The following is a 24,442-nucleotide window of genomic DNA, read 5'->3' as shown; positions in this document are numbered from 1 at the left end:
CGTTGCCGTGGGCCCGACGGGTACCGGAGAAGCCACGGCGAGCGTTCCGCGGTCGGGTTTGCGGAAGGCGGTCGTCACGACCTGAGGTCCCATCGGATTCAGGCCCTTGACGACGTCGATGACGGCCGTCCGTGCGACACGGTCGTGCCAACCTCTTCGCAGCCCCGAGGAGTCGAAGGCCGTGCTCAGCGCGCACAGCCAGGGAATGGCCAAGAACACCAGGCTTCGAGCCGCAGCGGCAGCGATACCTGCAGGTCTGGTGGTGGCAGAATCGGCGAGACGCAGACCGAGGGCGGCCTTGCCGAAAGAGAGACCGCGAACTCCGTTCCATACGACGAGCCAAATCCATGTGCACACAGCGGATATCGATCCGACCACCAATGCAACGGCACCGTTGGAGAGTGCGAGACCGAGCATGGTGAACGCGAAGGGTCCGAGTGCGACTGCGCCGCAATCGATCACCGTGGAGACGACCCGCAGGCCCCTGGATGCGGGAAGTATCCGGGACCCAGGACTGACCGGAGCGACCTGCAACGGCGACGTTGCGGCCTTGGCGAGGGTTGACGGGGCAACCGCTCGGTTGGATACCGCCCCGCCGCACACCGCACAGAACGGTGCGCCGGGGGATAACCCAGAACCGCACCGCACGCAGACTTCGGAGCTAGTCACCACGAGGCCTCTCGAACGAACAGACACGGCGGACTGCCATGAAATCCGTATCGTACGAAGCTTTCGGCACTTTCACAGTCGCTCGAACGAACGACAGTACAAATCGGGCCGAGGTTCATCCGATTGAGGTACTGCGGAGTCCACAGCTGCAGTGAAGTATCTGGTTCGAGAATTGGCGAGCGCCTTACATGAGGCCTTTACTTTGGAGAATGCGTGAAGACACCGACTTGGTTCCGTAGGTCCTTGTTTGCTGGACTGGCAAGTGCAGCAGTGCTGATCGTGTCAGCGCCGCCCGCATCAGCGGAATACACGCCAATCGACTACATCGAACTGAGCACGTGGAGCTACGACGAGATCGCCCCCGACGTGTACGAAGGAAATCTCTTCAAGCCAACCCAGTTCGCGCTGTACATCGAGCCGTGGTCACAGGGTAAGGAGCTCATAGGAATCGGCTGCAAGACGACGATCACTGTTCGTGGGTATTTCGGCATCATCGGTGTCAACGAGTCCAGCGGGCGATGCAACACGTCGAACCCGGGAACGACCATAGAGGTGCCTTTCGACGGCAAGTACCAGATCACGGCGACCGTCAGCCGTACTGCTGGAACCTCATTCACCGCGACCAAGGACGTCCTGATCGGACCTGCTTCGTTCATTCCAGCAGCGGTCGATACCGGCTCCGCGGCCATCGGAGGCCCAACCGGGTCTTCGACCACAGGTTCGGCGGGCTAGACAGCGCTCACCCGACACTGCGGGTGAACGTATGGGCGTTCACCCGCTTATCGGGCGGCTCGATGGCATTCTTGGTCTCGTGAATCAGCAAGGTAGCCGGAAACGCACTGTTGCCCTCGTTCTCGTCGCGGCCTTGGCCGCAATTGTCCTGGTCGGTGGCTTCGTATTCGCGGTCTTCCGCTTTCTCGGCGACGAAACGAATGGGCTGGCGTCGGACGCCGACGAAACAGCGACACCGACGGTGCGAGTCAACTCGGCACCTTCGCCAAAAACCCCGGGGGTGGCACCGAGCGTGCAGCAGATGCCGACCGCCCCATCTGCGTCCGTCCCGAATGTTTCGGCGCTACCGGGCCGCGGTGACCTCGGACTCGGCATTCCCATCACGGTGCCCTCGTGCGACGGAACCGGGATCGTGGTGATTCAGTCGGCCGTCGATCCGGCGTCGTACACACAGGAGATCTCGGCCGCTTTGGCCGCGAACCCCGGAGCCTCCTATCTACGCACCGATAGTTCGTGTCCGTCGCTACGTCAACGGTCCGACGCGGGCAACCCGATCTATGCGGTCTATCGACCGGCGGGATCGACGACGCAGTCCATCTGTGCGGCTGTCGACGCAGCTCCGGTCGGTTCCTATGGAAAGTGGCTGGACCTGACCACGGACCCGACTGCGATCATTTCCTGCTGATCTCCTGTTGAACGACAGACACGCACGAATTTCTCTTCGGGGGACGCAACTGTCGGTTGTTCGATCGATAGCGCGGCCACCCTCGACGGTGGCATAGTCGGCCGGTGCTCTCGTCGAAAAGCGCATCTCGTGAGAGTGTGGAGGCTTCATGAACGCAACCGGGCCTTACAGCCAGGGTCCAGGGCAATATCCCTACCATCCGTCCTCGGCACCCAACGTTCCGCCTCCGCCTGGACGCTCCATTCCGCAGCCCCCGCCAAACCCGTCGAATAGCGGCTATTCGCCGAATTCGATTCGCGCGCCGTATGGTCCGCCCTCGAACACTCCTCGTCCACCTGCTCCAGGTGGTGGTCGAAACGGTGGATTGATCGCGGCAATTGTCGCCGTGGTGGTATTTCTTCTGGCTGCACTCGGCGTCGGCGGCTGGTTCTTACTCCAAGGCAACTCCGCCGATGAGTCTGCTCGACCGCCGACTACGGCAAATCAGATACCTTCGGCCTCGGCAGAGGTGACACCCAGAGCGACGATGCCCTCCCGGTCCACGTCCTCTGCTTCTGTTGCGCCGCCGTCGAATGCGCAAATTTGCCCAGCGGCGTTCGGGCCGGTCGGCGAATACGTATCGTCAGCAGCGGGGACGACGATCACCTCATGCCCGTTCGCGGAAGCAGTACGAGTGGCCTATGCGGGCGGTGGACAGGCCGGGGTCGCTCGAACGGTCAACGCGACCAGTCCCGTCACCGGCCGGTCGTATGCGATGAACTGTTCGCCCGTGGGAGGTCTGATCACGTGCACCGGTGGTGACAACGCGGTCGTGTATGTCTACTAGACACCGATCGTCGTCGACGAGGATGGCCGGTGTCATGGCCGCAGTGGTGGTGGTCTCGCTCTCCGGATGCACGATTGCAACGAGCACGGTAGAGGGACATGCGGTCGCGGAACTTGCACCCGAGGCCGTTGTCGATTCGACTACACCCGTGGTTCCCGCGGAACCGCGTATCGACCTACCGCTACCTGCCAGCGGAGCGCAAGTAATACGTGATGAGTTCGCCACTGTCGCAACGACTTATCCCGGTCGACTCGGGCTGGCATACATGCCGGTCGGTGGTGGTCAGGTTCAGGTTCTAGGCGATTGGTCGTCAGGGGTTGCCTGGTCGACAATCAAGGTCCCCCTCGCAGTGGCCGCAATGCGTGCGAGTGGATCGGCCGAGTTGTCTTCTGCAACATCGGCGATTGTCTATTCGGACAATGCAGCAGCGGAGGATCTCTGGACGAGCCTGGGTGACGCGCCGGCCGCGGCGGCCGCCGTCGAACAAGTACTGCTCGATGGTGGTGACCCTTCCACCGGCGTGCAGGAGGAACGAATTCGTTCTGGTTACACATCATTCGGGCAGACAGAATGGTCGCTTGCCCACCAGGCGCAGTTCACCTCGAAGCTGCAATGTCTGGACTTCGGAGCTGCGATCGTGGATTTGATGCAACAGATTTCCTCGGACCAGTCGTGGGGACTCGGACGTATCCCCGGCGCGGCTTTCAAAGGTGGATGGGGACCCGGAGAAGATGGAAGCTATCTGGTCCGTCAGTTGGGCATCTTCGGCGTCGCCGACGGATTTACGGCTGTGGCAATCGCTGCTGAACCTGATTCGGGATCGTTCGACGACGGAACCGCCATTCTCGATGCAGTTGCAGAGATGTTGGGCAGCAACACATCGTCACTGCCTTATGGAACGTGCGTGTGACTACTGACCCGGCAGAATTGGCCCGCAGTACGGTCAGCCGCTGACGCGGCCGAATTCGCATCCGCTGGACAAATCCGGTGACGAAAGTTGGGTGTCGACTGCGCTTCGCTGTCAGCGGTCACGTAGTTCCTCAGGCTCGAGGGGTTATCCGTCACGGAATTCCCCACTTCGGGACGTGTCGGTGCAGGGTCCGGGTGCCGCTCAGTGATTGGACGCCGCTTCTTACACACGAACTTGTCGGACTGACGTTGTATATAACTGCCATGGACATCTGGAATGAATCGGCTCCGTACACGGGATATTTTGCAGCATGGCTCATGTGGCCGGCTTTGTTCTTCGCGATTCACGATCTGAGAAATCATCGGTCTGTGCTGCGGACCGGGGCTGTGGCGTTTCAGTTCGCCTTCACCTGTGCATTCTCGGCCTGGATCGGCATGTCGTTCTATGAGTGGCTCACCGGGTGGAGGAATGGTGTGGAGCTGTTCTGGGCAGCGACCTTCAGTCTGGCGGTCGTAGCAGGTGTCAGTTTCGGCGTAATCGCTCCGGTCATCGAGGCGGCGCGATCAGTGATCGCAGAGCGACGGGAGCTGCGGAAAGAAAGCCGGTTCACCGGCCTGACCTGGGTTCCGGACCCGTCCAAATCGGATTAGAAACTTCGGAAACTAGCTGTGGTTGCTCTCGGCGTGACGTTTGCTACCCACCATCCTGCCTTACACCGAATCTCAACCACAAGCCGAGGTCAGGACAGCTCGGTGCAGCGCTGATCGAGTAGCTGCTTCAACTGACGAGTTTGCTTGTCATCGAATCCGATCACATCGACTTCATCGATTCCGTCTCGAACGCCAGCGCACACGTCATCAAGGATTCTCAGAGTCGCTCGCTCGGGCATTCCCAGGCGACTTGCAGACTCGACGAAATGCGCTCGTGTCCAACGGTTGGCGCGCCCGTAGAAGTTCAATGCCATCGGATCGCTCCACGACGCGTAGGGCTGCGTGCACAGAAGGTCGTAGGCGGGTGTGATCGACCAGATTTCCCGAGTGTTCTTGTGGATCGAATAGTTCTTGCCGTGCAGATCGCCGTTTCCGATCGCATACGAATAGGCCGTCAAGCGAAGAAGTTCGGCGGTGGCCTGGCGCGCGGAACCGCCGCCGCGCTCGACATTGTCGGCGAGCAGCGTGATCACCGCTTCGGTCTTCATTCGGTACTTGGACGCGGGATATAGCCCGGATACTTGGCACGCATCCTCTTGCGGTAGCCGTTGTTCACCGATCCGGTCGAATCGCGCCACCAGTAGACCGCTGATTCCCTTGTCGTCTTCGATCATGCGGTGTTCCGGCACCGAAAGCCCGCATCTACGTGCCAGATTCATGAAGAAGCTCTCGTTCTGGACCAATCGCGGCAGTCGTGCCGGCGGGGCGAGTTTCAAAATGGCGGGCCCGGCCGTAGTCGACACCGGAGTCGAGTACATCTGCGCGGACACTTTGCCCTGAACGCCCGGCAGAGCGGACGAATCGCGGCTCACCGACTCACCCGTGGACAGGGAATCGAAGAGGCGACGAAGATCTGGAACACGGTGCCTCGAATCGAATACATTGCCCACCAACGACATCTCTTGACCGCTTGGAAGTACACGAACGTCCCCGATGGTGTCCGATCCGACCGCCAGTAGCAGTGTGAAGTGATCGTCCTCGGACGTCTTGGTAGCTGTTACCACTCCGGTGAGACGAACGCCTTCCGGCAGCAGGCCCGCGAAAAAGGCAGGGACGCTACCGCCCGATGCCCGCGTCTCGGGTGACGACTTCGGAATCGACCACGCGAGATCCGGCGCAGAAGCTCTGTTGAGGTAATCGCTGCGGTACCGAAACACGACGTCGTTCCCCACACGCGTCAGTGAGCCCGCGAGAAGATCGCCCTTGTAGACATCGGCTGCATCGACATCCCGCAGCTCGGCTACTGGGATCATGTCGGATCCAGCGGCGGCACAGGCGATCCGGCGCGCGTGAGCAATGTGATCTCACAGCCCAACGCTTCCGCGACAGCAACCGCGCCGTCGAGCTGCACCGTGTCTCTTCCGCCCTCGAGCGCCTGGACTGTCGAGCGGCCCACGCCGGCGAGCAGCGCCAACTCGGCTTGAGTCATGCGCAACTGATGCCGACGCGCGACGAAGGCTCCGGCCAGTTCGCCGGAGTGCTTCCGAGCTCGTCGTCGTGGTTCGGCCATGATCGCTCCTTGTGCTTGCGCAGGCATGCATATCGGAGCATACATCGTGAACTATCGGGTGAACAGCCCCTATGCCTGTCAACATAGGCATAAAAGAGTCGAATGAGCATGCAGCCACGCTTCCCGCAGTTATGCATGCGTTCTCACGCGTAAGCATCGGGTGATCGGGTGAGCGAGGGACGCGCTACGGCATCCGGCCAGCACACACCGGCTGTGCGTTGCGGCGTAGAGCTCGACGAACAGTCCGGAGCGAGCAGCGGTCAGTCGTGGCTGTTGAGGTCCACGACCAATCGGACCACGAGTTCCCCGTCGATGACTCGCGTTCGTTGCTCGCAGATGGTGTTCATCAGCGCGGTTCCCTCGTCGATTCCGCGTCGATGTGTGAGGAGTCTGTCGATCGAGTTTTCGGCTTTGGCCAATGCCGTTGCTGCTGCGGTGAGTTGACTGTTGGTCACGCCCCGATTGCCCGTCAGTGCCACGCGCTGAGCGCCGCGGGTGAATGTCGTGACTGCGGGCGGCGTCGGGCCGCCGGTGTTGGCCTGTCGGACACCGGCGATGTCCACACCGGGGAGCAGATCTGAGGTCGCCTTTGCCGGCACCCCGCCGATGGGATGTACCGCGACGACTCGATCTCCGAGCCGACGCAGCGCCGCATCGATGGACGCCACCGTCCCGGCGCGGTGCGTGGCCACCAGAACCGCGACCGATCCGGTCAGGTCCCGCTCCCAGTCGTCGTCGATGGAGAAGTTCTTCACCGATGGCAGATAGTTCGCGGTCCACTTCGCACCCAGTTCGGTGCGATGCACCATCGCGACGTCCACAGTGGGGAACAGGACGGACGGCGCGAGAGTGGCGGCGAGATTACCGATCATTCCGTCACCGAAGATCAGGAGCGTCTGCGGTGTCTCCCTCGCAAGGCACGAGAGTGCGTAGCGGACGACCGCGTACGGTTCGACGAGAGTCGCCCGGGCACTGGACAAACCGGGCGGAAGCAGCGACACCAATCCGCCGCTGACGGCGGACGCACCGATGATGACCCGCTGCTGGAACAACCCCTCCACGTTGTGGCCGAGCAGGAACGACGAGTCGTGCGGGTGCGTCGGATTGACGACAACACGATCACCGACGGCGAATTCCGTTACCCCGGCACCTACTTCCACGACACGAGCCGCTCCCTCGTGACCGACGATCGGGGACGGATCGTCGCGATCGCCGCGCACGATCTGAATGTCCGTGCCGCACAGCGAGACCGATTCCGGAGCAATCAGCAGTTCGCCGGGTCCCGGTGACGGCGTCGGGCGCTCTTCGACGGCCGAGTGACTGCCGTGCCGAACGATGGCACGATGCGTCGAGTGTGTTGTCATAGCTCCTCTTTCACAGCTTGGTGACGCGGAGAAAGCCGTCGGCGATGGCGTCGGCTCCGGCCAGGGTGTCGATGTCGCCGGGGCGGCAGAGATGGATGATGTCGGCGACGCGCTCCGGAGTGAGGGAGTCGGCATACGAGCGCGTCTCCGCGAGCTGCCCGGTGAGCTCGCGTTCGTAGAATTCCCACAGTCCCTCGGCTACACCGCCGCCTATTCCGATGCGGTCCAAGCGCGGGTCGAGGGTAATCATGGTCCTGATCAGTTCGGCGATCGGTTCTACCACTGTCCGCAGCAGCCTGGACGAATCGCGATCTCCGGCCGCCAGCGAAGAGGCAAAGGTATCGACGTCGTAGCGAATATCGAGAACATCTGCCACTGCCTGAACTGCGGGTCCGGACGAGATGGACGAGACGTGCCCGATTCCTCCGCATGCGCAGGGCAAGGTCCGCACTGCCTCGGGGGCCGAAGTCGATGCTCGGAGATGACCGACCTCACCCTGTAGGCCTCGGTGGTCGACCGGAATAGTTCGCTCGGTGAGAAGCGCAGTGCGAGAGGCGATGCCGCTGCTGATCGTGAGGTAGGCGACGTGACGATCGGTGGGTCGAGCGAACCCGAGCGCGAACGACGCCAACCCGGCCGTCACGTCGTTGACGAGCCTCCATCGCACGTCGGGGCGACGGGACGACAGGATGTGCAACAGTGGAATTTCGCCGGTCGGCGCTCCACCCCACAGAGGCCCCGAACCGAGGGCAACACCGTTCTGCTCGTCGAGTGCAGCGCCACAGGAAATGTTGGCCGCAGCACCCTGTGGCACATGAAGATCGAGCGTGTCCACCAATTGTCGAAGGAGGTCATCGGCCGACGTGCCGGGCTGTCTGATTGCACTGGGCGACGGCAACCGCTCGATACCGTCACCGCGTCGAATGCGCAGCCACGTCCCGCCGAGATCGACCGAGACGGTTGTGCTCATCGCTCCGAATCCACGTCGATCGTCAGTACACGGTCTCGCATCCCGACCCGCAACCCCTCGAAGTCGTTCACACGGGCAACCTGCGGACCGGACTCGTTGCCGATGGCAATGCACCGCGCGCCGGCGGCATGAGCTGCGGCAATCCCGGCGTCGGCGTCCTCGAAGACGATGCACGACGCGATCGAGACCCCCAATTGCTCTGCGGCAAGAAGAAATCCCTCGGGGTCGGGCTTGCCGACGGCGACGTCCTCGGCGCACACGGCGACTCGCGGCGTCGGGAGCCCGGCCGCGGTGAGGCGTCGCACCATCATCGAACGCGACGCCGACGTCACCACCGCCCATCGGTCCGCAGGCACCGAGGCGAGAAACTCCTCTGCGCCGGCGATGGGCCGAACCGGTACCAGGCTCTGGTGTTCGCGTTCTCGAATCCATCGGAGTGCGGCGCGTAGGTCGGCGGTGGGTCCGAGTACACGCAGAATGATGTCGGCGGCCAGTCGGCCCGGCAGCGCCTTGGCCATTACGGCCTTGTCGACTCCGTGGCGCTCGGCGAACTCGAACCACACCGCCTCGATCGATGCGTGCGAATCGACCAGCGTCCCATCCATGTCGAACAGGAATGCGGCTGCGGTGATGGACCGACGAATCGAATCGGGCTGCAGACTCATACCGTTGCCTCCGCTCGCATCCCCAAGGCGTCACCGGCATAGCGGACGAGTTCGAGATCGTGTGCGGTGGATCGGCGTAGTCGTTGGTCGCCCGGATCGGTATCGAGAACCACGGTGCCGGCACCCAAATCGCTGAGGAATTCGATGTCGTGGCGGATCTGTTCGACGGTCCCGTAGCCGAGCGGACGATTGGGCGACTGCACCGGAGTGTCGGTGGGGAGAAAGTAGATTCTCGGGACGAACTCCTTGCCCTCGTCCAGGGCGCGCGATCCTGCGATGCACAGTTGTCGGGATGGGTGCAGCGGATGCCAACCGGTGCCGCGGGTATTGGTCCGGTCGATCGCAGCGGGACCGTTACCACCGATCCACAGCGGCGGATGTGGTGACTGCACCGGCATCGGCCCACCGTGGATACGGCGGGATGTGCCACTGGCACCGGGGTATTCGTAGGTCTCCGACGCCCACGCGGCGGCCAGGGTGTCGAGCGCGGCGTCGGTCAACCTGCCCCGGCGGTGGAACGGAACGCCCAGAACGTCGAACGCCTGCGCAGTCCAACCCACACCGACTCCGACGATGAGTCGTCCGGCGCTGAGCCGGTCGATCGTTGCGGTGGCATGCGCGAGATACGCCGGATGGCGGTGGCTTCCGATCAGCACTCCGCTACCGAGGCGAACCGAATCGGTCTGACCCGCAAGCCACGACAATGTCGTCAAGCATTCGTAGAACGGCGCGGGAGAGCGGCGATGCGCGTCGTCGGTCAGCACCACGTGATCCGAGAGCAGAATATTGTCGAATCCGGCGGATTCGGCCGTGCGTGCCCACCCGAGCAGCCCGTCCGGGTCGATCTGCGGTCCGAAGTTCGGGAGATTGATTCCGTACTTCACAGCGCACCGGGAAACAGTCGAACTGCACCGGTGTTCCGATCGGCGGTGGGCAGGGTGAGAAAGTTGCCGCCGTTGGCCGTCAGCGGCCGGGCACCGTGCTTGCGGCCGATATTGTGCTCGAACAGTTCGACGTTCAGCTCGCCGACCGACACCATCGCCATCCGGGACGTACCCTCCACATCGAGATCGAATTGCGCACGCATGAAACCGCGATCCGCTTCGATCTCGGTACGGAGCACCTCGGTTGCGGAGTGTGATGCCACCAGCCGGGCAACGGTGGCGTCGAGATCTGCCACGCTGTACCCGGCGTGGTCGAGCCCTCGGCAGGTGGGGAGCAGCGCCGACGGAATGTCCTCGCGTCGATGATGCAGCCGGGCGTCGGTGCTACCGAAGTAGCCCGGCCTCTCGGGCCACTGCTGCAGCTCGAACAATGTGCCCCACGGCGATCGGAAGTAGATCCACCTGTTGCCCGCAATCGGACCTTCGGGGACGGTGATCACCTCGCCGAGCAACGACACATCCTGCCGCTCATCGAGGTAACTCGCTGCAGCATCGATGTCGCCGACGGTGAAGCACAGATGATTGGTCCCCACATCGACTATTCGCGGCGGGCTCTGATCCGCGAGAGCCGAGGACGTGAACTCGACGGTTGTGCTGCCCGAGACCGGCACCGAGGCACCTTCGGTGGCGGTCACGCCGAGGAGAGATGCAAAGAAGTCAGCTGCCTGGTGGGCGTCGGGCACGGTGATACCGATTGTGGTGAGAGATGTTTCGGTCTTCTCGGTCGTGGTCATGGGATCAGCAGTACCTTTCCTCGTGTTCCACCTGCGGCAAGGAGCGCATGCGCCTGCGCGGCCTCGTCGAATCCGAATTCGCGGGCAACCGGCACGGTGAGCGTGCCCGCCGAGACGAGTCCGGCAATCTCTTCGAGTCCCGGTCCGTCCTCGTTCACATAGCTTTTCCCCGGTGTGATCCCACGTTGAGGTTGTGGTTGGTCGCCGTCCTCGATCGAGACGTACGCACCGCCGTCGCGCACCGAGTCGATTGTGTCGACAACGCCTGCGGTGTCGACGACGGCGTCGTACTCACCGGCCTGCAGGTCGACAGGTTTGGCGAACACTCGCCGTGCGCCGAGCGCGAGTAGATCCCCGGTATCGGACTCTCGCGCGAGGGCGTCCACTCGGTGTCCGCGGCTGAGCAGAATCGCCGACGCGATGCGTCCCACTGCGCCCGCCGCTCCGGTCACCAAGACCGTCGATTCTGCTGCGAGGGTGATCTTGTCGAGCTGTTGAACCGCGGTGAGAGATGCGAGCGGGATCGCGGCCGCGTGCGCGAGGCCGACGCCGGTGGGCGCGTGCGCGAACAGGGATTCGTCGGCGACCACGCGCTCGGAGTAGGTACCGAATCGGTGTGCGGGCTGCGCAACCATCCCGATCACGTTGTCGCCCGGCGCAAATCGGGTCACCGACTCTCCGACGGCGACGACGGTGCCCGACACGTCCCAACCGAGGATTGCGGGGTACGTCAATTCGATGTCCAGGTATCCCGAACGAGTCTTGAGGTCGACCGGATTGACGGCTGCTGCAGCAACCGAGACGACGATGTCGCCCGGCCCGGCAGCAGGTTCGTCGACCTCGGCGACAGTCAGTACCTCGGGTTCACCCTTGGCGGTGATGACAACGGCTCTCATGCGATCTCCTCTCTTCCGGCCGCGGGCACCAGCTCGCCCGAGTACCGTGCATTTTCTTCTGCGGCGGTCAGCACGAGGCCGCCGTCGACGGTGATGGTGGTACCGGTGAGATAACTCGATTCGGGCCCGGCGAGAAAGACTGCGGCCGCGGCAACTTCGTGCACCCCGGCGGGCCTTCCCATCGGAATGGCCGGCCGTGCGATTTTCGCGAACGAGGATTCGTCGGCAACGCCGTTCATCGCGGTTGCTGTTTCCCCGGGAGCCACCGAATTGACGCGGACACCGTGCCGCGCGAACTCGAGTGCGAGCACTCTGCCCGACGCCGCCAACGCTGCCTTGCTGGCGCAGTAGATCGCGCCGCCGGTGATGGGCACCGAATCGTGAACGGAGGTGATGTTGACGATCGAGCCCGGGGTGCCGTCGGTGATCATGCGGCGACCGACTGCCGATGCCAATGCCAGCGGAGTGACGGTGTTGATCGCCAGGACATCCTCGATCCTTTGGACATCGAGCGTGTCGGCCGAGGATCGGTCGTTGACGCCGGCGTTGTTGACGAGGCACCGGATCTCACCGAGCTCGCTTACCGCGCCCTCGACCGCGGCGACCGTGGCACGCGCGTCACGCAGATCGAGCTGGAGCCCAGTCGCAACGACGGGATACGAGGCTCGAATGTCTTTGACCAGTAGGCGGATTCGGTCGGTGCCGTTGCCGTACCCGAGGATCAGATTGTGCCCTTCGCGTGCGAGTGCCAGGGCGATCGCGCGTCCGATTCCGCTGCTGGCCCCGGTGACGACGGTGTAGCCGGGCCTACTCAACTGCGATCACCACTTTCGGTCGTGTCCTGTGGCTTTCGAGACGATCGAATGCCGCTTTGGCGTCGGACAACGGGACCACGCTGTCGATGAGCGCCGCCAGTGCGGGACGAATCAGCGGGAAGAGCGCCGCAGCACGGCGATAGTGATCGACACCGTGACGTATCCCGATGATCGAGATACCCGCCAGCGCAACCGCTCCTGGGTCGATGGCCTCCGAGTGCGCGGCTACGCCGACCAGAATGCACTTTCCACCGGGACGCAGTACCCCGATTGCCGTGTTCAGTGCGCCGACGCCGCCCGAAGCTTCCACGACGATGTCGTAGGGACCGGTCAGGGCGTCGGCCTCGGTGAAGCTGTGAGCCACTGCGCTTGCGCCGAGGTGCTCGATGCATCGTGTTTCGAGAATGTCGACGGTGACGGGATAGCGAGACAGCATGGCCACCGCGAGACTTCCGATGGTTCCCGCGCCGACTACGAGGACCCGATCGCCCGGGGACACCGACGCCGCGTCGACAGCCTCGAGTACGGTCACCAGCGGTTCGATGAGGACATGTTCGGGTTCTGCTGTCACGCGTCCCAGCGAGACGACGGCGCGCCGCGGCATGACGAGGAATTGTGCTGCAGCACCCCCGTGTTCGTACAGTCCGACCTCGCGAAGATCCGAACACTGGTTCCGTTTACCCGATCCGCAGGCCGTGCAGGACTGACAGAAAAGCATGGTGCTGCCGGTAACGGCGTCACCGGTCTCGAGATCGCGGACGCCACTGCCCGTCCGGTCGACCACGCCTACCCACTCGTGTCCGAAGTGATGCGGGAAGGACGTCTTCCCATCGGTCAGGTACGAGGATGTGCCGTGCAGCAGTTCCAGATCCGTGCCGCACAACCCGACGTACGAGACGGCGACCACGACGTCGTCCGGGCCGCATACCGGGTCGTCGAGCTCGACGATCGATACCGAATGCGGAGCGTCGATCACGGCCGCTCTCATCCGGCCACCCTGGCCGCACGACGACTGACGAAGAGCAGCAACACCGCGCCGACGGCGAGAACTGCACCGATGGCAGGCAATATCGAGACGCTGCTGCCTCCCGACAGGGCGATGGAGCCGATCCAGGCACCCGCGGCATTGGCGAGTTGGAACCCGGCGATGTTGACGGTGGCCGCGAGGTGCGGTGCTTCACTGGCCGCACCGATCAATTTGGAGGCCAGTGGCGGAATGATCGAGAAGCCCGCGGCACCGAGAACGAACATCCACGCGAAGGCGAACCACGCTGTGCCGCCGAAGAGGAACAGAACGACGAGCGCACCTGCGAGTGCAGTCAACGCTGTGTACAGCGTCTTGTCCAGGGCCTTGTCTGCGAAGTACCCGCCGAGCTGGTTGCCGACGACCGAGCCGACACCGAAGACGAACAGCACGATGGTGACGGTGGATGCCGAGACGCCGGCGTGATCGGTGAGGTACGGGGCGATGTAGGTGAACACCACGAACAGTGCGGCCTGGCTCAGCGCGGTGAGGCCGATTGCCCACAGCACCGGACCTCGGGTGAACACGCTCAGTTCCGAGGTGACACTGCCGGTGTGGTGTGACGGTGCGGCGCGTCGGGTCGAGGCGATCAGGCGGCGGTGACGAACAGTTGGAAGAGTGCGACGATGGCGAACGACCAGCGCCAGCCGAGCTGCGAGCCGATCAGCGTCCCCAGCGGAACGCCGAGGACGGTCGCGAGGTTGAGGCCGAGCGTCACGCGTGCGATGACGCGGCCTTGAAATTCCGGTTCCACCAACGAGGTTGCCAAGACCAGGCACAGCGCGAAGAACGTGGCGTGGGGGAGTGCGGTGATGACGCGAAAGATCACCAGCGTCGCGAAGTTCGGGGCCAGTGCGGTGCCGATGTTGCCGATGATGAACAAGGCCATCAAGGCGACGATGAGCGGTGTGCGAGGAACACGGGTGGTGGCGATGGTGAGCAGCGGACCGCCGATGACGACCGTGACGGCGTAGATCGTAATCAACAGGCCTGCAGTCGAATTGCCCACGCCGACGTCGGAGGAGATGTCTTGCAGAACTCCGGCGACGAGATATTCGACGGTTCCCACCCCGAACACTGCGAGCAGCATCCAGATGATGGCGGCGTTCGCGTTGACCGCGGGCGCTTCGTGGCGTGTCTCGGTGACCATTGGTCTATCCCTTCGTGGTGTTGTCGTGGCCGGTGTATTCGACTACTGCGCATCCCCAGGTGAACCCGACGCCGATGCCGGTGAGCATGATTCGGTCACCCGGCTGCAGGGTTTCCGCGCGTCGGAGCAGATCGAGGCCGAGCAGTGGGTCGGCAGCACCGGTGTGGCCGATCGTGCGCCCGAGTTCGACCAGCGTCTGATCGGGCTTGATCTTCAGGGGCTCGAAACACTGCTTGCGCAGTAGAACGTTGCCGAAGTTCGGGACGATCCATCTGCTGATCTCGCCGTGGTGGGTCGCCGAGTCGCCCAGTGCGGTTTCGGCGCAACGGGACAACGCTGCCGCGTTGCGTGACCAGAACTCGTCGATGGTGTGTGTTTCGGCGAAGCCGGCGACGCGTGCTCGCAGGTCGATGGGTCCGTCGGTGTCGTAGACCGGCATGTCCAGGCTGTCGTGGCCGCGGTGCATCTGTTCGAGGTGTGCATCGCTCACCACGGAGGTCGACAGGATGCGCAACGGGCCGGGATCGGGGCCGACGACGGCGGCGGCCGCACCGTCTCCGTAGACGAGACCGCTATCGGACTTCCACCGGTCGAACAGCGGCATACGCCAGGCGTCGGATGCAGTCACCAAACCCTTGCCGCGTCCGTCGAACCAGCGACCGATCATCTCCATGCCCACGATCGCTCCGGCGCATGCGGTGCGGATCTCGATGGGCAGGCAGTCGTCGATGCCGAGTTCGTTCTGGATGTAGGCACCGCAGTTCCAGGCCTCGAGACCGTTGTGCAGAACGACGGCGTGAACGAGCAGATCGATCTCGTCAGTGTTGATCCCGCTGTCCTGCAGGGCAGCTCGGCCCGCGAGGACGGCCATGTCCGGCGCGGTTTCGCCGAGGTCGGGATTGGAGACCGCGACCGACGTCTGCCCGGTCTTCTGGTGCTCGACCGACTCGAATCGCCCCGCCGCCACCATGTCGGCGGCTTGCACTCGGCTCTCGGGCAGATAGGATCCGAAGCCCTCGATGTACAGGCTGTCCCACTTCATGACGCGACCTTCGTCACCGAGACTTCGCCGTTGGGCAGCCCGGTGTTCTTGCGCGCTAGCAGAGACAGCGCAGACGCGATCTCCTCGTTGGTCACATCGTTGGCGAAATGGTGTCCGCCGATGCCGACGGGGAGCGGCAGCCGCTGACGTCCGTCTCGATGGCGGACGGTGTCTGCGAGTGCGGCGTCGAGCACGCCCGCTGTGGACAATACGTCGTTCCAGACGGGAAGGCCGAGTCGTTTCATCACCGTCAGAATTCGGTCCAGGTCATCACTGCTGAGGCTTCCGCGCAGGAATCCGAGTGCGGAGGTGAGCGCCATGTCGATGCTGACGGCCTCGCCGTGCAGCAGAGCGGGCAGAGCCTCCATCTCGAGTGTCGGCGAGAATGTGTGGCCGTAGTCCACACACCGCTCCAGGCAGGACTCCCACAGATTGGCTGGAGCTCCTCGAGCATGAGGTGGATCGATTCGGCGATGACTTGAGTTGCAGCAGTGTCGAGTTCGGCGGACGTGCCTTGAAAGTTGTCGTCGATCAGGCGTTGACCGTAGGTTTCGAGCAGCTCGAAAAGATCGATCGACTTGATCAGCGCCATCTTCAGAATCTCGGCGAGGCCGTTGGACAGGTGCCGGTCGTCGAGGGTGCGCAGGAATGCGCGGTCCACGTAGGTGGCGATGGCGGGGGCGTACGTTCCCAGGCGGTTCTTGCCCATGCCGTAGTTGACGCCCGTCTTGACGCCCACTCCGGCGTCGACGAGTCCGATGAGGGTGGTGGGAATTCTGATGTACGGGGTGCCGCGCCGGTAGACGCTCGCGGCGAATCCGACGACGTCGAGCAGTACGCCGCCGCCGATGGCGATGACCGGCTCGCGACGTCGGTCGATACCGAACCCGTTCATCGCGTCGACGACGCGGATGACCGAGCTCCATTCCTTCACCGTCTCGTCGGCGCGCATCGACACGAACGACGCGGCCACTCCATGGTGCTCGAAGTATCCCCTGATGCGATCGCCGTGGATGCGGTCGACATTGGAGTCGATGACGACGAGGCGTCTGTCTCCCCTGGTCAACGGTGCTGCGCTGCAGCCGTCCAGCAGCTGGGTGTTCTCCGGGATGAACAGGTTCCTTGCTGCGATGACGTGGTACTCGACTTGCTTGACGGCCTCGACCTTCCATGCCGAGTCGGTGTCTGCACTGTGACTGAGTCCGAGTTTGAATGAAGCGGCACTACGCATTTCGATCCCCCTGGACGGTGATATGCACTCTCGGGCTGTATTCGCTCTCTTCCGTGCTGTGCCGAACCGAAGTTCTTGCAGAAGCGTAAGGGATTCGTTTATCGATCGCTACAGGAGTAGACTAGATCACAGTTTCCGGAGCAGGACGAGATTCGAGACCAGGAGGGCCTATGGCCGGCGTACGAGGACAGGGGCGGAAGTTCGATGTCGACTCAGCGCTGGATCAGGCGATGTTCGCCTTCTGGGAGCACGGATACGAGGGCACCTCGGTCTCGATGCTCACCAGCGCGATGGGCATCAACCCGCCGAGTCTCTACAGCGCATTCGGCGGCAAGGAAGGGCTGTTCTTCGCCACGATCGAGCGATATCTCGCCACTCGAGGCGACTTCATGGACCGGGCATTCGCCGAGGAGCCCGACGCGGCCAAGCTGATCTCGAGGCTGCTGTACGACGCGGCGTCGCATTACACCGACGAGTCGTGCCCGGGCGGCTGTCTGATCATCAGCTCGGCCGTCGGCGTCACCGACGCCAACCGAGGCATCGCAGATCGATTGCGCGACATGCGCAATGCCAACGTGTCCCTGTTGGCGGAACGCATTACCGAGAACGTCGCCGACGGCATCCTGCCTCCGTCATGGGACCCGGTCGATGTCGCGGAATTCATCGGCGTGATCATTCAGGGCATGTCCCAGCGTGCCCGGGACGGCGCAACTCGGAGTCAACTCGAACACGTGGCAGAGATGACCCTCGCGTCGTTGGGGCCGGTGCACTCGATCGTAGGCTGATACACCCGCGTCTCCTGATCCATCCCATTCAAGTGAGACATACAGCATGTCGATCAACGGGACAGGGCGGCTACGAACGCAGGGCCGGCGGCATCCAAGTGGGCCATTCGGCCTGCCCTACGAGGTTGCCGCGATCGAACCGGGCAATCGTGCGGAACGGCTGCCGCGCCGATGAATTGTCATACACCTGAGCGCGATCCACCATCTCGATCGCGGATCGAAGGAGAGGCCACAACCGGTCGTACCGTTCGCGAATTTTCGCCTCTGGAACCGAATGACCGCCTTGATCGACGCGGTTTCGTACTCGGGCCACAGCCGTTTCGACAGGAATTGCGATGACGTGCAGCGTCACCAAGTAGCCTGCGCTTACGGCAAACTGGACCAGTTCGACTTTGGACTCGTGTGAAAAGACGGTCTCGGTGACGAATGATGATCTTGCCGAGAGGAATTCCGCGCGCAGGTCGGCAGCAACTCGTGACGCCTCGTAGGCGTGCGCAGACTCGTCGCCGGGCCATCGATCATGCGCGATCTCGTCGGCATTGATGAATGGAAGATGCGTGACGGGTGACAGTACGCGCGCGTTGAACGTGCTCTTGCCTGCACCATTGGGTCCAGCAAGCAGGTGAAGTACCGGGTCCGAGATCGGTGTTGTCACGATTGGCTGTCTCGGGAGCGCGATCTATCGATGTTCGGTCCACTCGACGTTGCCGTGCTCGTCGGACTCGACGTACGAGCGACCTTCTGCAGTGAACTCACTCTCGAAGTCGAGCGATTCCGTCGCCGATTCGATCTGTTCGGTCCACTCCGCGCGCACGACGGCCTGCCTGTGCGGCGTCAGGTCGTCATAGCGCGCCTTACCTGCAAGAACATCGGCAATATCGCGTGCCGAGACGCGATGTGAAAGCTCCATCTCTCGGCCTATCAGCGCCCAATGTGCAATCTGTTGCGCGGCACTTCGGCTTGCGGTAGATCCGGCCAGTTTTGCAGCATCGTAGAGGTCGTCGTCGATACGTAGAGACGAGGTGGTGCCCATGATGATGTCCTATCGCCGCAGCAGTACCGCTAGTGTAGCAATCTGCCACAGAAGTGTGCCGAGTCTCGACAGGACGCGGTATCCGGTGAGCGCGATCGAATGCAAGCGCTGGCTGGCCGATCATGGTCGAGCCGCCCTTGAAACAGACGGTCGCAAGAACGCTATAGACAGCCGCGCAGCCGGTGACATCTGTCGTGGTGTCGGTGGTGCGGTCTACGGTCACCCTCGAATCAATCGGCCGAATGAGTTGGGGGACAAAATGGTGACTCTGTCTGCAGTATCAGCTGTGGTTGCGGTGTGCGTGCCGCTCATCGTAAATTTTCTGTCGCGAATGCGGCAAGAAAACCTCAGCGGCCGCTCGAGGACGCTAGCTCGGGCTTACGAGCGTGAGGAACGGCAATTCGTCTTCGCAGAGAAACTGGAGGCGATGGGTTTGCCCGACGAGGCGGCCAGGTCACGGTACGACGGACTGTTCGCGTTTTACCGGGTACGTGTGCTGTGGAACTATCGGCAGTCCAATCCGGCCCAGTTTGTCGCAGCCTTCGCCGGAGGGCTGGCCGTTCTCGTGGGTGTGGGCGTGGCACTGCTGGCTCCTCGGTCGTTACTTGCCTCAATCATCTCAGCCAGCCTGGTCTGCGTAGCCACGGTGGCTTACCTCGCGTGGGGGTGGTTTGCGTTTCGCGAAATTCAACGAACCAAGCCTCGAATCGAGGCATTGGTCGCAGATTTCGCGTCGGCGTGCGGTGTGAGGGTGCTGCGCTGAGAATCAGCGGACGTCGACGCGCGGAGAAGTGTTCTCCTACACCAGCTCGATGACCTCCAACGCACCGTCGGCGTGTGAACTCCGCAGTCGCTTCTTGTCGTACTTGCCGACGCTGGTCTTCGGGACCTCGTCGATGAACGTCCAGCGTTCCGGCAGCTGCCAGTGAGCCACGCGGCTGTCGAGGAACTCCTTGAGCTCTTCGGCTGTAACCGAAGCGCCCTCGCGGACGACGACGGCCACCAAGGGGCGCTCGTCCCACTTGGTGTCGGGCACGCCGATGACCGCGGCCTCGCGTACGGCGGGATGTCCCATCACCTGATTCTCGAGTTCCACCGACGAGATCCATTCGCCACCGGACTTGATGATGTCCTTGGAGCGATCGGTCAACCGAAGGTAGCCGCCCTCGGAGATAGTGCCCACATCGCCGGTGCGCAGCCAGCCGTCGTCGAATTTGTCGTCTGCGTCCGCGCGGTAGTAGCTGCCGGTGATCCACGGGCCACGCACCTCGAGTTCGCCGACCGTCGTGCCGTCCCACGGCAACACCGTGCCTGCATCGTCGACGAGTCGTGCTCGCACCCCGGCGACGAATCTGCCCTGCGTGCAACGCAAGTCGAACTCGTCCTCCGGCGACAGCCCGGCGTCGGGCTTGCCGGAGGTACCCAGTGGGGAGGTCTCGGTCATGCCCCACGCCTGCGAGATGTGCACCCCGTACTTCTCGTGGAACGCCCGCATCAGGCTCGGCGGGCACGCGCTGCCGCCGACCACCACGTCACGCAGACTCGACAGGTCCGCCGGGTGATCCTCCAGGTGCTCCAGCAGTGCCTGCCAGATCGTCGGAACCGCCGCAGCAGCCGTCGGGCGCAGCGTCGACATCATCTCCGCCAACGGAGCCGGCTGGAGGAACCTGTCGGGCATGATCAGCGACGCACCGACCATCAGCGCCGCGTACGGCAGACCCCACGACATCGCATGGAACATCGGCACGATGGCCAATACCTTGTCGGACTGCGCAATCGCCATCGCGTCGGTCATGCACGCTTGCATCGAGTGCAGGTAGATCGACCGATGCGAGTACACCACTCCCTTGGGGTCGCCTGTGGTACCGGAGGTGTAACACATTGCGGCAGCTGATCGTTCGTCGAGCTCGGGCCAGTCGAACTCCTCGGACTTGCCTGCGAGCAGATCCTCGTAGCTCAGCACCTCGATGCTCTCGGGGGCATTGACCTGCGCCGGGTCGACCCCGACGACAATCAGGTGACGCACGGTCTCGAACGTGGGCAGCAACGGCGTCAACAGTGGCAGCAGGCTCGCGTCCGCGATGATTACCTGATCCTCGGCATGGTTGACGATGTAGGTGAGCTGCTCGGGGAAGAGTCGAATGTTCAGCGTATGCAGCACTGCGCCCATCGCAGGAATCGCCATGTAGGCCTCCATGTGCGGGGCGTTGTTCCACATGAACGTTCCGACGCGCTGATCGTCGTCGATGCCGATCGACCGCAGACCGTGCGCCAGTTGCGCTGCCCGCCTGCCCAATTCCCCGAACGTCACGGTGGTCGGACCGGTGTCCGTCCAGGTGGTGATCTCGGCCGAGGAGTGGATGGACGTCCCGAATCGAACCAGCTGGCCGATGGACAGTGGGGTGTCCTGCATGGTGCTCTTCATCGATCTCGCTCCTGAAGTCTCGGCACGCACGTCGTTGTGCTGCGCGTCACACCTTGCACCTTACGGACTTCCCCCGACGGGTGGTCCCGGGTACCTCACATCCGGGCGTCGACCTCGCGAACCATGTCCTGATAGATCTCCGACGCGGGATCGATGACCGCGAAGTGGCCCCCGGGTCCTTCGACCGAGACGACCGAATCCGAGCCCGCCGACGCGGCGGCGTAGTACGCCCGACTGATCTCGAGCAGGGTGGGATCGTCCGACATCGCGCACACCACCAACTGCGGAACGCCGAGCGGAAGCCTCGAGTTCGGAGACGATGCCTCGTACGTCTGCTGGGCATCGGCGAAGCGCGCACCGAGCGCAGTCGACACTGCACCGTCACCGAGCCACCGCTCGTCACCGACCCGAAGATCGAGGACACCGGCCAGACTCACTGCGAGAGCAGGACTCACGGTCTTCCCGGCCGAGTCGGCCGCCAGTCGCATCGCAAGCTGACCGCCGGCCGAGTGGCCCATCAGGACGATTCGGTTCAGGTCCAGATCGCCGGTTGCGGTCTCGAGCGCTGCCAGCGCGGCGGCGACGTCGTCGGTCGTCGCATCCCAGCCGTGTTCGTCGGGGCGACGATATTCGACGTTCCACGTGGCGTAGCCGCGCGCGGTCAGATCGACGGCCATCGCGTCCATCAGATCGAATTCCCATCGCGAACGCCAATAGCCACCATGGATCAACACCGCAACGGGAAACGGGCCGTCGCCCTCGGGTAACCGCTGCTCGACGCGTTGCTCGAGGTGATCTCCGTACGACAGGATCGTCCCGGGGTGGAAGCGGTGGAAGAACACACTGTCGATCGCGAATCGGAGGCCGTCGATTCCGCGGCCCCGGATGTGTGTGCGAATGCCGTCGGACCTGTCTGGCTCGCACTGCCCGAGATCGACTCGAACGACACTGCTGTACGACGCCATGTCGATGGGGACGCCACCCCCGGGAACGACGATCACCTCGTCGGAACCGGCTGCAGTGTCGACGATTCCGCCGGTCAGTCCTCGGGCCGACAGCGCCCTGGCGACCAGCTCCTGCGCCGTCGCTAGATCGGCGAACACGCCGGGAGCGGCGACGATGTCGAGGTGCGTCGAGGGGTGCGTCATGGGTTCACGCTAGTCCTACGAGCGTGGCTTCAGCCCTTGTAGTAGACCACCTGGTGGCTCGTGGCCAGCAACGTCCCACCTTCGGTCCACAGTTCGGCCGTCTGATCGAAATAGCCCTGATGGAACCGGCGCGCGCGTGCGGTGCCGAGGACGTACCCATCGGAGTGGCTCTCGAGATCCTCCGGTGTCGCGAAGAAGTGGGTCGTCAGCGAGATGGTGCCGGCCGGCACGTAGCGACCGAGGCGCTGAAAGATTCTGGGGTAGAACACATCGCTGAGCGACGTCAGCGCCGCGAAGTCCAACGGACGAGGCGGAGTGTCGCGGATCCAGAGAGTCTCGGTCGAGTCCGGTGATTCCTGATCGTTCAGAGCGCCTGCAACGAAGCGCATCTCGTAGTTCTGCGCCCAGGCGATCGCGTCGGGAAAGGTGCCTCGGGGCGTGTCGGCGGGGGAGGGGACGGCCGGTGCCAGAGCCTCGGTGTTGTCCCACGTCTCGCGTCTCGTTCCGAACACCGCTGTGGCCGTAGTGGCTACGGCACCGCCCTGGATCAGCTCGAGGTACCAGTGCTGATTGCTTCGGTTGGTTCGTACGGCGCGCGCCGAGATCTCGAATTCGCCCTCGGCGACCGGACCTGCGAAGTTGACCGTCAGCGAGATCGGCGATCCGAGGCATTCCGGATGACGCTCGATTGCTCGAATGAACGTCGCGGCAGTGATGCCACCGAACGGGCCGACCATGTTGTTGTACGGCGCGGATGTGTGCCCGGCGAAGGTGCCGGCCCCGACGGTCTCGAGGGCAACTGCTGTGTCGAACGGATGCATTGTTCTCCCGTAGGTCTCGATCGGCGTTCGTGCCGATTCAAACTATCCGGCCAACTCCGGCGTCACACCGGGCGGCTCCCCTCAGGGGATGATTCGCTGGTGCCGCAGTTCGGCGAAGATCCCGGCGAACATTGCCTCGGTGTCGACGAATCGCTGAAATCCCATTCGACGGGCCTTGGAACCGTCCGCTATGACGTCGTAGTCCCACGAGAAGACGAAATCTCCGAAGGCCCAGGATGATACGTCGGAGTACGGAACTTTCTGCAACCCGTTCTCGGCGACGATCGAATCCCACAGCGTTTCCTTGTCTGCCATGACATCGGCCAGCGACATCGGTAGCGGGGTTGCGGTGTCGAGGTCGAAGAGACCCGCAATGCGCGGCCACATCTCGCTCCAGCGAAACAGATCGCCGTTGGTGATGTTGAACGCCTGGTTGGCGCAGCTCGGCGTGGTGGCCGCCCATACCGTCGCCTCCGCGAGCAACGACGCATCCGTCATCTCCAGCAGCGCGCCGAAGGCACCGGGCTTGCCCGGAAATCGCATGGGGACGCCCAGTTTTGCGCACATCGTGGCGTACACAGCGATGACGGTGGCCAGGTTCATCGGGTTCCCCAGCGCGACACCGCACACCACCGACGGCCGGATGGCCGACCACGTCCATCGCTTACCGAGTTGCCGCGCCTCGAGAAACTGCTGCTGATCGACGTTGAACTCGGGCGGCATGTGGGGCGGATCGGATTCTCGCGCCGGGGTTTTGAAGGGTCCAAGGTGTGCACCGTACACCTTGTATCCCTGCATCAGGCTCACGTGCTCGAGGTCCGGTGAACTGTCCTCGATGGCCGTGACCACGTTGACGAGCATCGCGAGATTGGGGGCGACGAGTTCGGCCCAGCTCGGTCTCTCCTGGTAGGCGGCGTAGAAGATGTGTGTGACTTCGGTCAGCTCCGCCAGTTGGCGGTGAGTCTCGTCTGCGTCGAGCAGATCCACCGCGATGTACCGGACGCGTCCGTCGTCGGTACCGCCGCGGCGTGAGAGCCCGACGATGTCCCAGTCGCCTGTTCGCTGCAGGTGATCGACCAAGTTGCCGCCGATCACTCCGTTGGCTCCCACTACTACTGCTACGCGTGACATGACCTACTCCTATCTGGATATCGCGATATTGCGATTCCATCAGTAGACCACATATCGGGATATTGCGATATGGGAGTAGGCTTCGGGGGTGGCTGACGAACTGGACCCCGCAGAGCTCGCAGCGGTGTTCGGTGCGCTGAGCAATCCCGCGCGCTTGGCGATCATGCGGTGGCTCAAGGATCCCAGCGATTTTCCGCCCCAGCTCGAGCCCGCCGAGGACGT

General features: G+C 63.3%; 28 protein-coding genes and 1 pseudogene. 6 read left to right on the top strand and 23 right to left on the bottom strand.

Annotation, left to right across the window (positions count from 1 at the left end; translation table 11 throughout):
* The coding region (locus tag RHBS_RS08005) for an RDD family protein (RefSeq protein ID WP_128645297.1) at nucleotides 1–669 on the bottom strand (669 nt) is incomplete at its 3' end.
* 270 nt (nucleotides 670–939) lie between these two features.
* On the opposite strand from RHBS_RS08005, the gene RHBS_RS08000 reads away from it, so the two are divergent.
* Together RHBS_RS08000 and RHBS_RS07995 are read left to right on the top strand one after the other, a co-directional pair.
* Nucleotides 940–1,401, top strand: a complete 462-nt coding sequence (locus tag RHBS_RS08000) for a hypothetical protein (RefSeq protein ID WP_145977489.1) — start codon at nucleotides 940–942, stop codon at nucleotides 1,399–1,401.
* Between the two features lie 79 nt (nucleotides 1,402–1,480).
* On the top strand, nucleotides 1,481–2,086 hold the full coding sequence (locus RHBS_RS07995; RefSeq protein ID WP_121873057.1) for a serine/threonine protein kinase: 606 nt from the start codon (nucleotides 1,481–1,483) through the stop codon (nucleotides 2,084–2,086).
* A 483-nt stretch (nucleotides 2,087–2,569) separates the two neighbouring features.
* Here RHBS_RS07995 and RHBS_RS28845 read toward each other — a convergent pair whose 3' ends face one another.
* Entirely contained in the window at nucleotides 2,570–2,731 is a 162-nt protein-coding gene (locus tag RHBS_RS28845; protein WP_183130485.1) for a hypothetical protein, read from the bottom strand.
* A gap of 446 nt (nucleotides 2,732–3,177) precedes the next feature.
* Here RHBS_RS28845 and RHBS_RS07990 point away from each other — a divergent pair, with 446 nt between their 5' ends.
* Together RHBS_RS07990 and RHBS_RS28840 are read left to right on the top strand one after the other, a co-directional pair.
* Nucleotides 3,178–3,822 (top strand): hypothetical protein, encoded by a 645-nt coding sequence (locus RHBS_RS07990; protein ID WP_128645295.1) that lies wholly within the window; start codon nucleotides 3,178–3,180, stop codon nucleotides 3,820–3,822.
* A gap of 194 nt (nucleotides 3,823–4,016) precedes the next feature.
* Nucleotides 4,017–4,472: a hypothetical protein gene (locus tag RHBS_RS28840; RefSeq protein WP_187298416.1), complete on the top strand. Its 456-nt coding sequence runs from the start codon at nucleotides 4,017–4,019 to the stop codon at nucleotides 4,470–4,472.
* 89 nt (nucleotides 4,473–4,561) lie between these two features.
* Here the strand turns inward: RHBS_RS28840 and RHBS_RS07980 are convergent, their stop codons facing one another.
* The 15 genes and pseudogenes from RHBS_RS07980 to RHBS_RS07920 form a co-directional block, all read right to left on the bottom strand.
* A complete protein-coding gene (locus RHBS_RS07980; RefSeq protein WP_121873054.1) occupies nucleotides 4,562–5,785 on the bottom strand; it encodes a type II toxin-antitoxin system HipA family toxin in 1,224 nt (407 codons plus the stop codon).
* Entirely contained in the window at nucleotides 5,782–6,042 is a 261-nt protein-coding gene (locus tag RHBS_RS07975; RefSeq protein WP_121873053.1) for a helix-turn-helix domain-containing protein, read from the bottom strand. The genes RHBS_RS07980 and RHBS_RS07975 overlap by 4 nt, the downstream gene beginning before the upstream one ends.
* Nucleotides 6,043–6,302: 260 nt before the next feature.
* Complete coding sequence (locus tag RHBS_RS07970; protein ID WP_121873052.1) at nucleotides 6,303–7,406, bottom strand: alcohol dehydrogenase catalytic domain-containing protein; 1,104 nt, start codon at nucleotides 7,404–7,406, stop codon at nucleotides 6,303–6,305.
* Nucleotides 7,407–7,416: 10 nt separating this feature from the next.
* Nucleotides 7,417–8,376 (bottom strand): ROK family protein, encoded by a 960-nt coding sequence (locus RHBS_RS07965; RefSeq protein ID WP_121873051.1) that lies wholly within the window; start codon nucleotides 8,374–8,376, stop codon nucleotides 7,417–7,419.
* Nucleotides 8,373–9,041 (bottom strand): HAD-IA family hydrolase, encoded by a 669-nt coding sequence (locus RHBS_RS07960; protein WP_121873050.1) that lies wholly within the window; start codon nucleotides 9,039–9,041, stop codon nucleotides 8,373–8,375. Before RHBS_RS07960 ends, RHBS_RS07965 begins: the two co-directional genes overlap by 4 nt.
* Nucleotides 9,038–9,925: a TIGR03619 family F420-dependent LLM class oxidoreductase gene (locus RHBS_RS07955; RefSeq protein WP_128645294.1), complete on the bottom strand. Its 888-nt coding sequence runs from the start codon at nucleotides 9,923–9,925 to the stop codon at nucleotides 9,038–9,040. The genes RHBS_RS07960 and RHBS_RS07955 overlap by 4 nt, the downstream gene beginning before the upstream one ends.
* Nucleotides 9,922–10,719, bottom strand: coding sequence for a VOC family protein (locus RHBS_RS07950; RefSeq protein WP_128645293.1), 798 nt, complete (start codon nucleotides 10,717–10,719; stop codon nucleotides 9,922–9,924). The genes RHBS_RS07955 and RHBS_RS07950 overlap by 4 nt, the downstream gene beginning before the upstream one ends.
* Entirely contained in the window at nucleotides 10,716–11,615 is a 900-nt protein-coding gene (locus tag RHBS_RS07945) for an NADP-dependent oxidoreductase (RefSeq protein ID WP_128645292.1), read from the bottom strand. The genes RHBS_RS07950 and RHBS_RS07945 overlap by 4 nt, the downstream gene beginning before the upstream one ends.
* Entirely contained in the window at nucleotides 11,612–12,430 is an 819-nt protein-coding gene (locus RHBS_RS07940; RefSeq protein WP_128645291.1) for an SDR family NAD(P)-dependent oxidoreductase, read from the bottom strand. Before RHBS_RS07940 ends, RHBS_RS07945 begins: the two co-directional genes overlap by 4 nt.
* Nucleotides 12,423–13,418, bottom strand: coding sequence for a zinc-binding dehydrogenase (locus tag RHBS_RS07935; RefSeq protein ID WP_128645290.1), 996 nt, complete (start codon nucleotides 13,416–13,418; stop codon nucleotides 12,423–12,425). Before RHBS_RS07935 ends, RHBS_RS07940 begins: the two co-directional genes overlap by 8 nt.
* A complete protein-coding gene (locus RHBS_RS30340) occupies nucleotides 13,415–13,981 on the bottom strand; it encodes an MFS transporter (protein WP_237669089.1) in 567 nt (188 codons plus the stop codon). The genes RHBS_RS07935 and RHBS_RS30340 overlap by 4 nt, the downstream gene beginning before the upstream one ends.
* Nucleotides 13,982–14,043: 62 nt before the next feature.
* Nucleotides 14,044–14,604 carry an MFS transporter gene (locus tag RHBS_RS30335; protein ID WP_237669088.1) on the bottom strand — a complete coding sequence of 187 codons (561 nt, stop codon included), beginning with the start codon at nucleotides 14,602–14,604 and terminating at the stop codon, nucleotides 14,044–14,046.
* A gap of 4 nt (nucleotides 14,605–14,608) precedes the next feature.
* Nucleotides 14,609–15,646 (bottom strand): 3-oxoacyl-ACP synthase III family protein, encoded by a 1,038-nt coding sequence (locus tag RHBS_RS07925; RefSeq protein WP_128645289.1) that lies wholly within the window; start codon nucleotides 15,644–15,646, stop codon nucleotides 14,609–14,611.
* Nucleotides 15,643–16,050 (bottom strand): hypothetical protein, encoded by a 408-nt coding sequence (locus tag RHBS_RS32125; RefSeq protein WP_374700554.1) that lies wholly within the window; start codon nucleotides 16,048–16,050, stop codon nucleotides 15,643–15,645. Before RHBS_RS32125 ends, RHBS_RS07925 begins: the two co-directional genes overlap by 4 nt.
* Before the next feature lie 101 nt (nucleotides 16,051–16,151).
* Nucleotides 16,152–16,877 (bottom strand): annotated as a pseudogene (locus tag RHBS_RS07920) (iron-containing alcohol dehydrogenase); the annotation flags it as partial.
* Between the two features lie 170 nt (nucleotides 16,878–17,047).
* On the opposite strand from RHBS_RS07920, the gene RHBS_RS07915 reads away from it, so the two are divergent.
* Nucleotides 17,048–17,662 carry a TetR/AcrR family transcriptional regulator gene (locus RHBS_RS07915; RefSeq protein WP_128645288.1) on the top strand — a complete coding sequence of 205 codons (615 nt, stop codon included), beginning with the start codon at nucleotides 17,048–17,050 and terminating at the stop codon, nucleotides 17,660–17,662.
* A 70-nt stretch (nucleotides 17,663–17,732) separates the two neighbouring features.
* Here the strand turns inward: RHBS_RS07915 and RHBS_RS07910 are convergent, their stop codons facing one another.
* Nucleotides 17,733–18,317: an AAA family ATPase gene (locus RHBS_RS07910; RefSeq protein WP_237669087.1), complete on the bottom strand. Its 585-nt coding sequence runs from the start codon at nucleotides 18,315–18,317 to the stop codon at nucleotides 17,733–17,735.
* Nucleotides 18,318–18,341: 24 nt separating this feature from the next.
* Nucleotides 18,342–18,695 (bottom strand): hypothetical protein, encoded by a 354-nt coding sequence (locus RHBS_RS07905; protein WP_121873040.1) that lies wholly within the window; start codon nucleotides 18,693–18,695, stop codon nucleotides 18,342–18,344.
* A gap of 85 nt (nucleotides 18,696–18,780) precedes the next feature.
* Here RHBS_RS07905 and RHBS_RS07900 point away from each other — a divergent pair, with 85 nt between their 5' ends.
* Nucleotides 18,781–19,458: a hypothetical protein gene (locus RHBS_RS07900; protein ID WP_128645287.1), complete on the top strand. Its 678-nt coding sequence runs from the start codon at nucleotides 18,781–18,783 to the stop codon at nucleotides 19,456–19,458.
* 36 nt (nucleotides 19,459–19,494) lie between these two features.
* Here the strand turns inward: RHBS_RS07900 and RHBS_RS07895 are convergent, their stop codons facing one another.
* The 4 genes from RHBS_RS07895 to RHBS_RS07880 all read right to left on the bottom strand — a co-directional run bounded on the left by RHBS_RS07895 (nucleotide 19,495) and on the right by RHBS_RS07880 (nucleotide 24,220).
* The gene (locus RHBS_RS07895; protein WP_121873038.1) at nucleotides 19,495–21,120 is read right to left on the bottom strand and encodes a long-chain fatty acid--CoA ligase; all 1,626 of its coding nucleotides are present in this window, start codon (nucleotides 21,118–21,120) and stop codon (nucleotides 19,495–19,497) included.
* Between the two features lie 95 nt (nucleotides 21,121–21,215).
* Nucleotides 21,216–22,268, bottom strand: a complete 1,053-nt coding sequence (locus RHBS_RS07890; RefSeq protein ID WP_128645286.1) for an alpha/beta hydrolase — start codon at nucleotides 22,266–22,268, stop codon at nucleotides 21,216–21,218.
* Nucleotides 22,269–22,297: 29 nt separating this feature from the next.
* Nucleotides 22,298–23,089 carry an acyl-CoA thioesterase II gene (locus RHBS_RS07885; protein WP_121873036.1) on the bottom strand — a complete coding sequence of 264 codons (792 nt, stop codon included), beginning with the start codon at nucleotides 23,087–23,089 and terminating at the stop codon, nucleotides 22,298–22,300.
* 81 nt (nucleotides 23,090–23,170) lie between these two features.
* The gene (locus RHBS_RS07880; protein WP_128645285.1) at nucleotides 23,171–24,220 is read right to left on the bottom strand and encodes an SDR family oxidoreductase; all 1,050 of its coding nucleotides are present in this window, start codon (nucleotides 24,218–24,220) and stop codon (nucleotides 23,171–23,173) included.
* Between the last annotated feature and the right edge of the window lie 222 nt (nucleotides 24,221–24,442).

Origin of the sequence: Rhodococcus sp. BS-15, from assembly GCF_000813105.1 — a bacterium.
GTDB lineage: Bacteria > Actinomycetota > Actinomycetes > Mycobacteriales > Mycobacteriaceae > Rhodococcoides.
The sequence above is the reverse complement of the archived record's forward strand: the minus strand, read 5'-3'. Positions and strand labels throughout refer to the sequence as shown.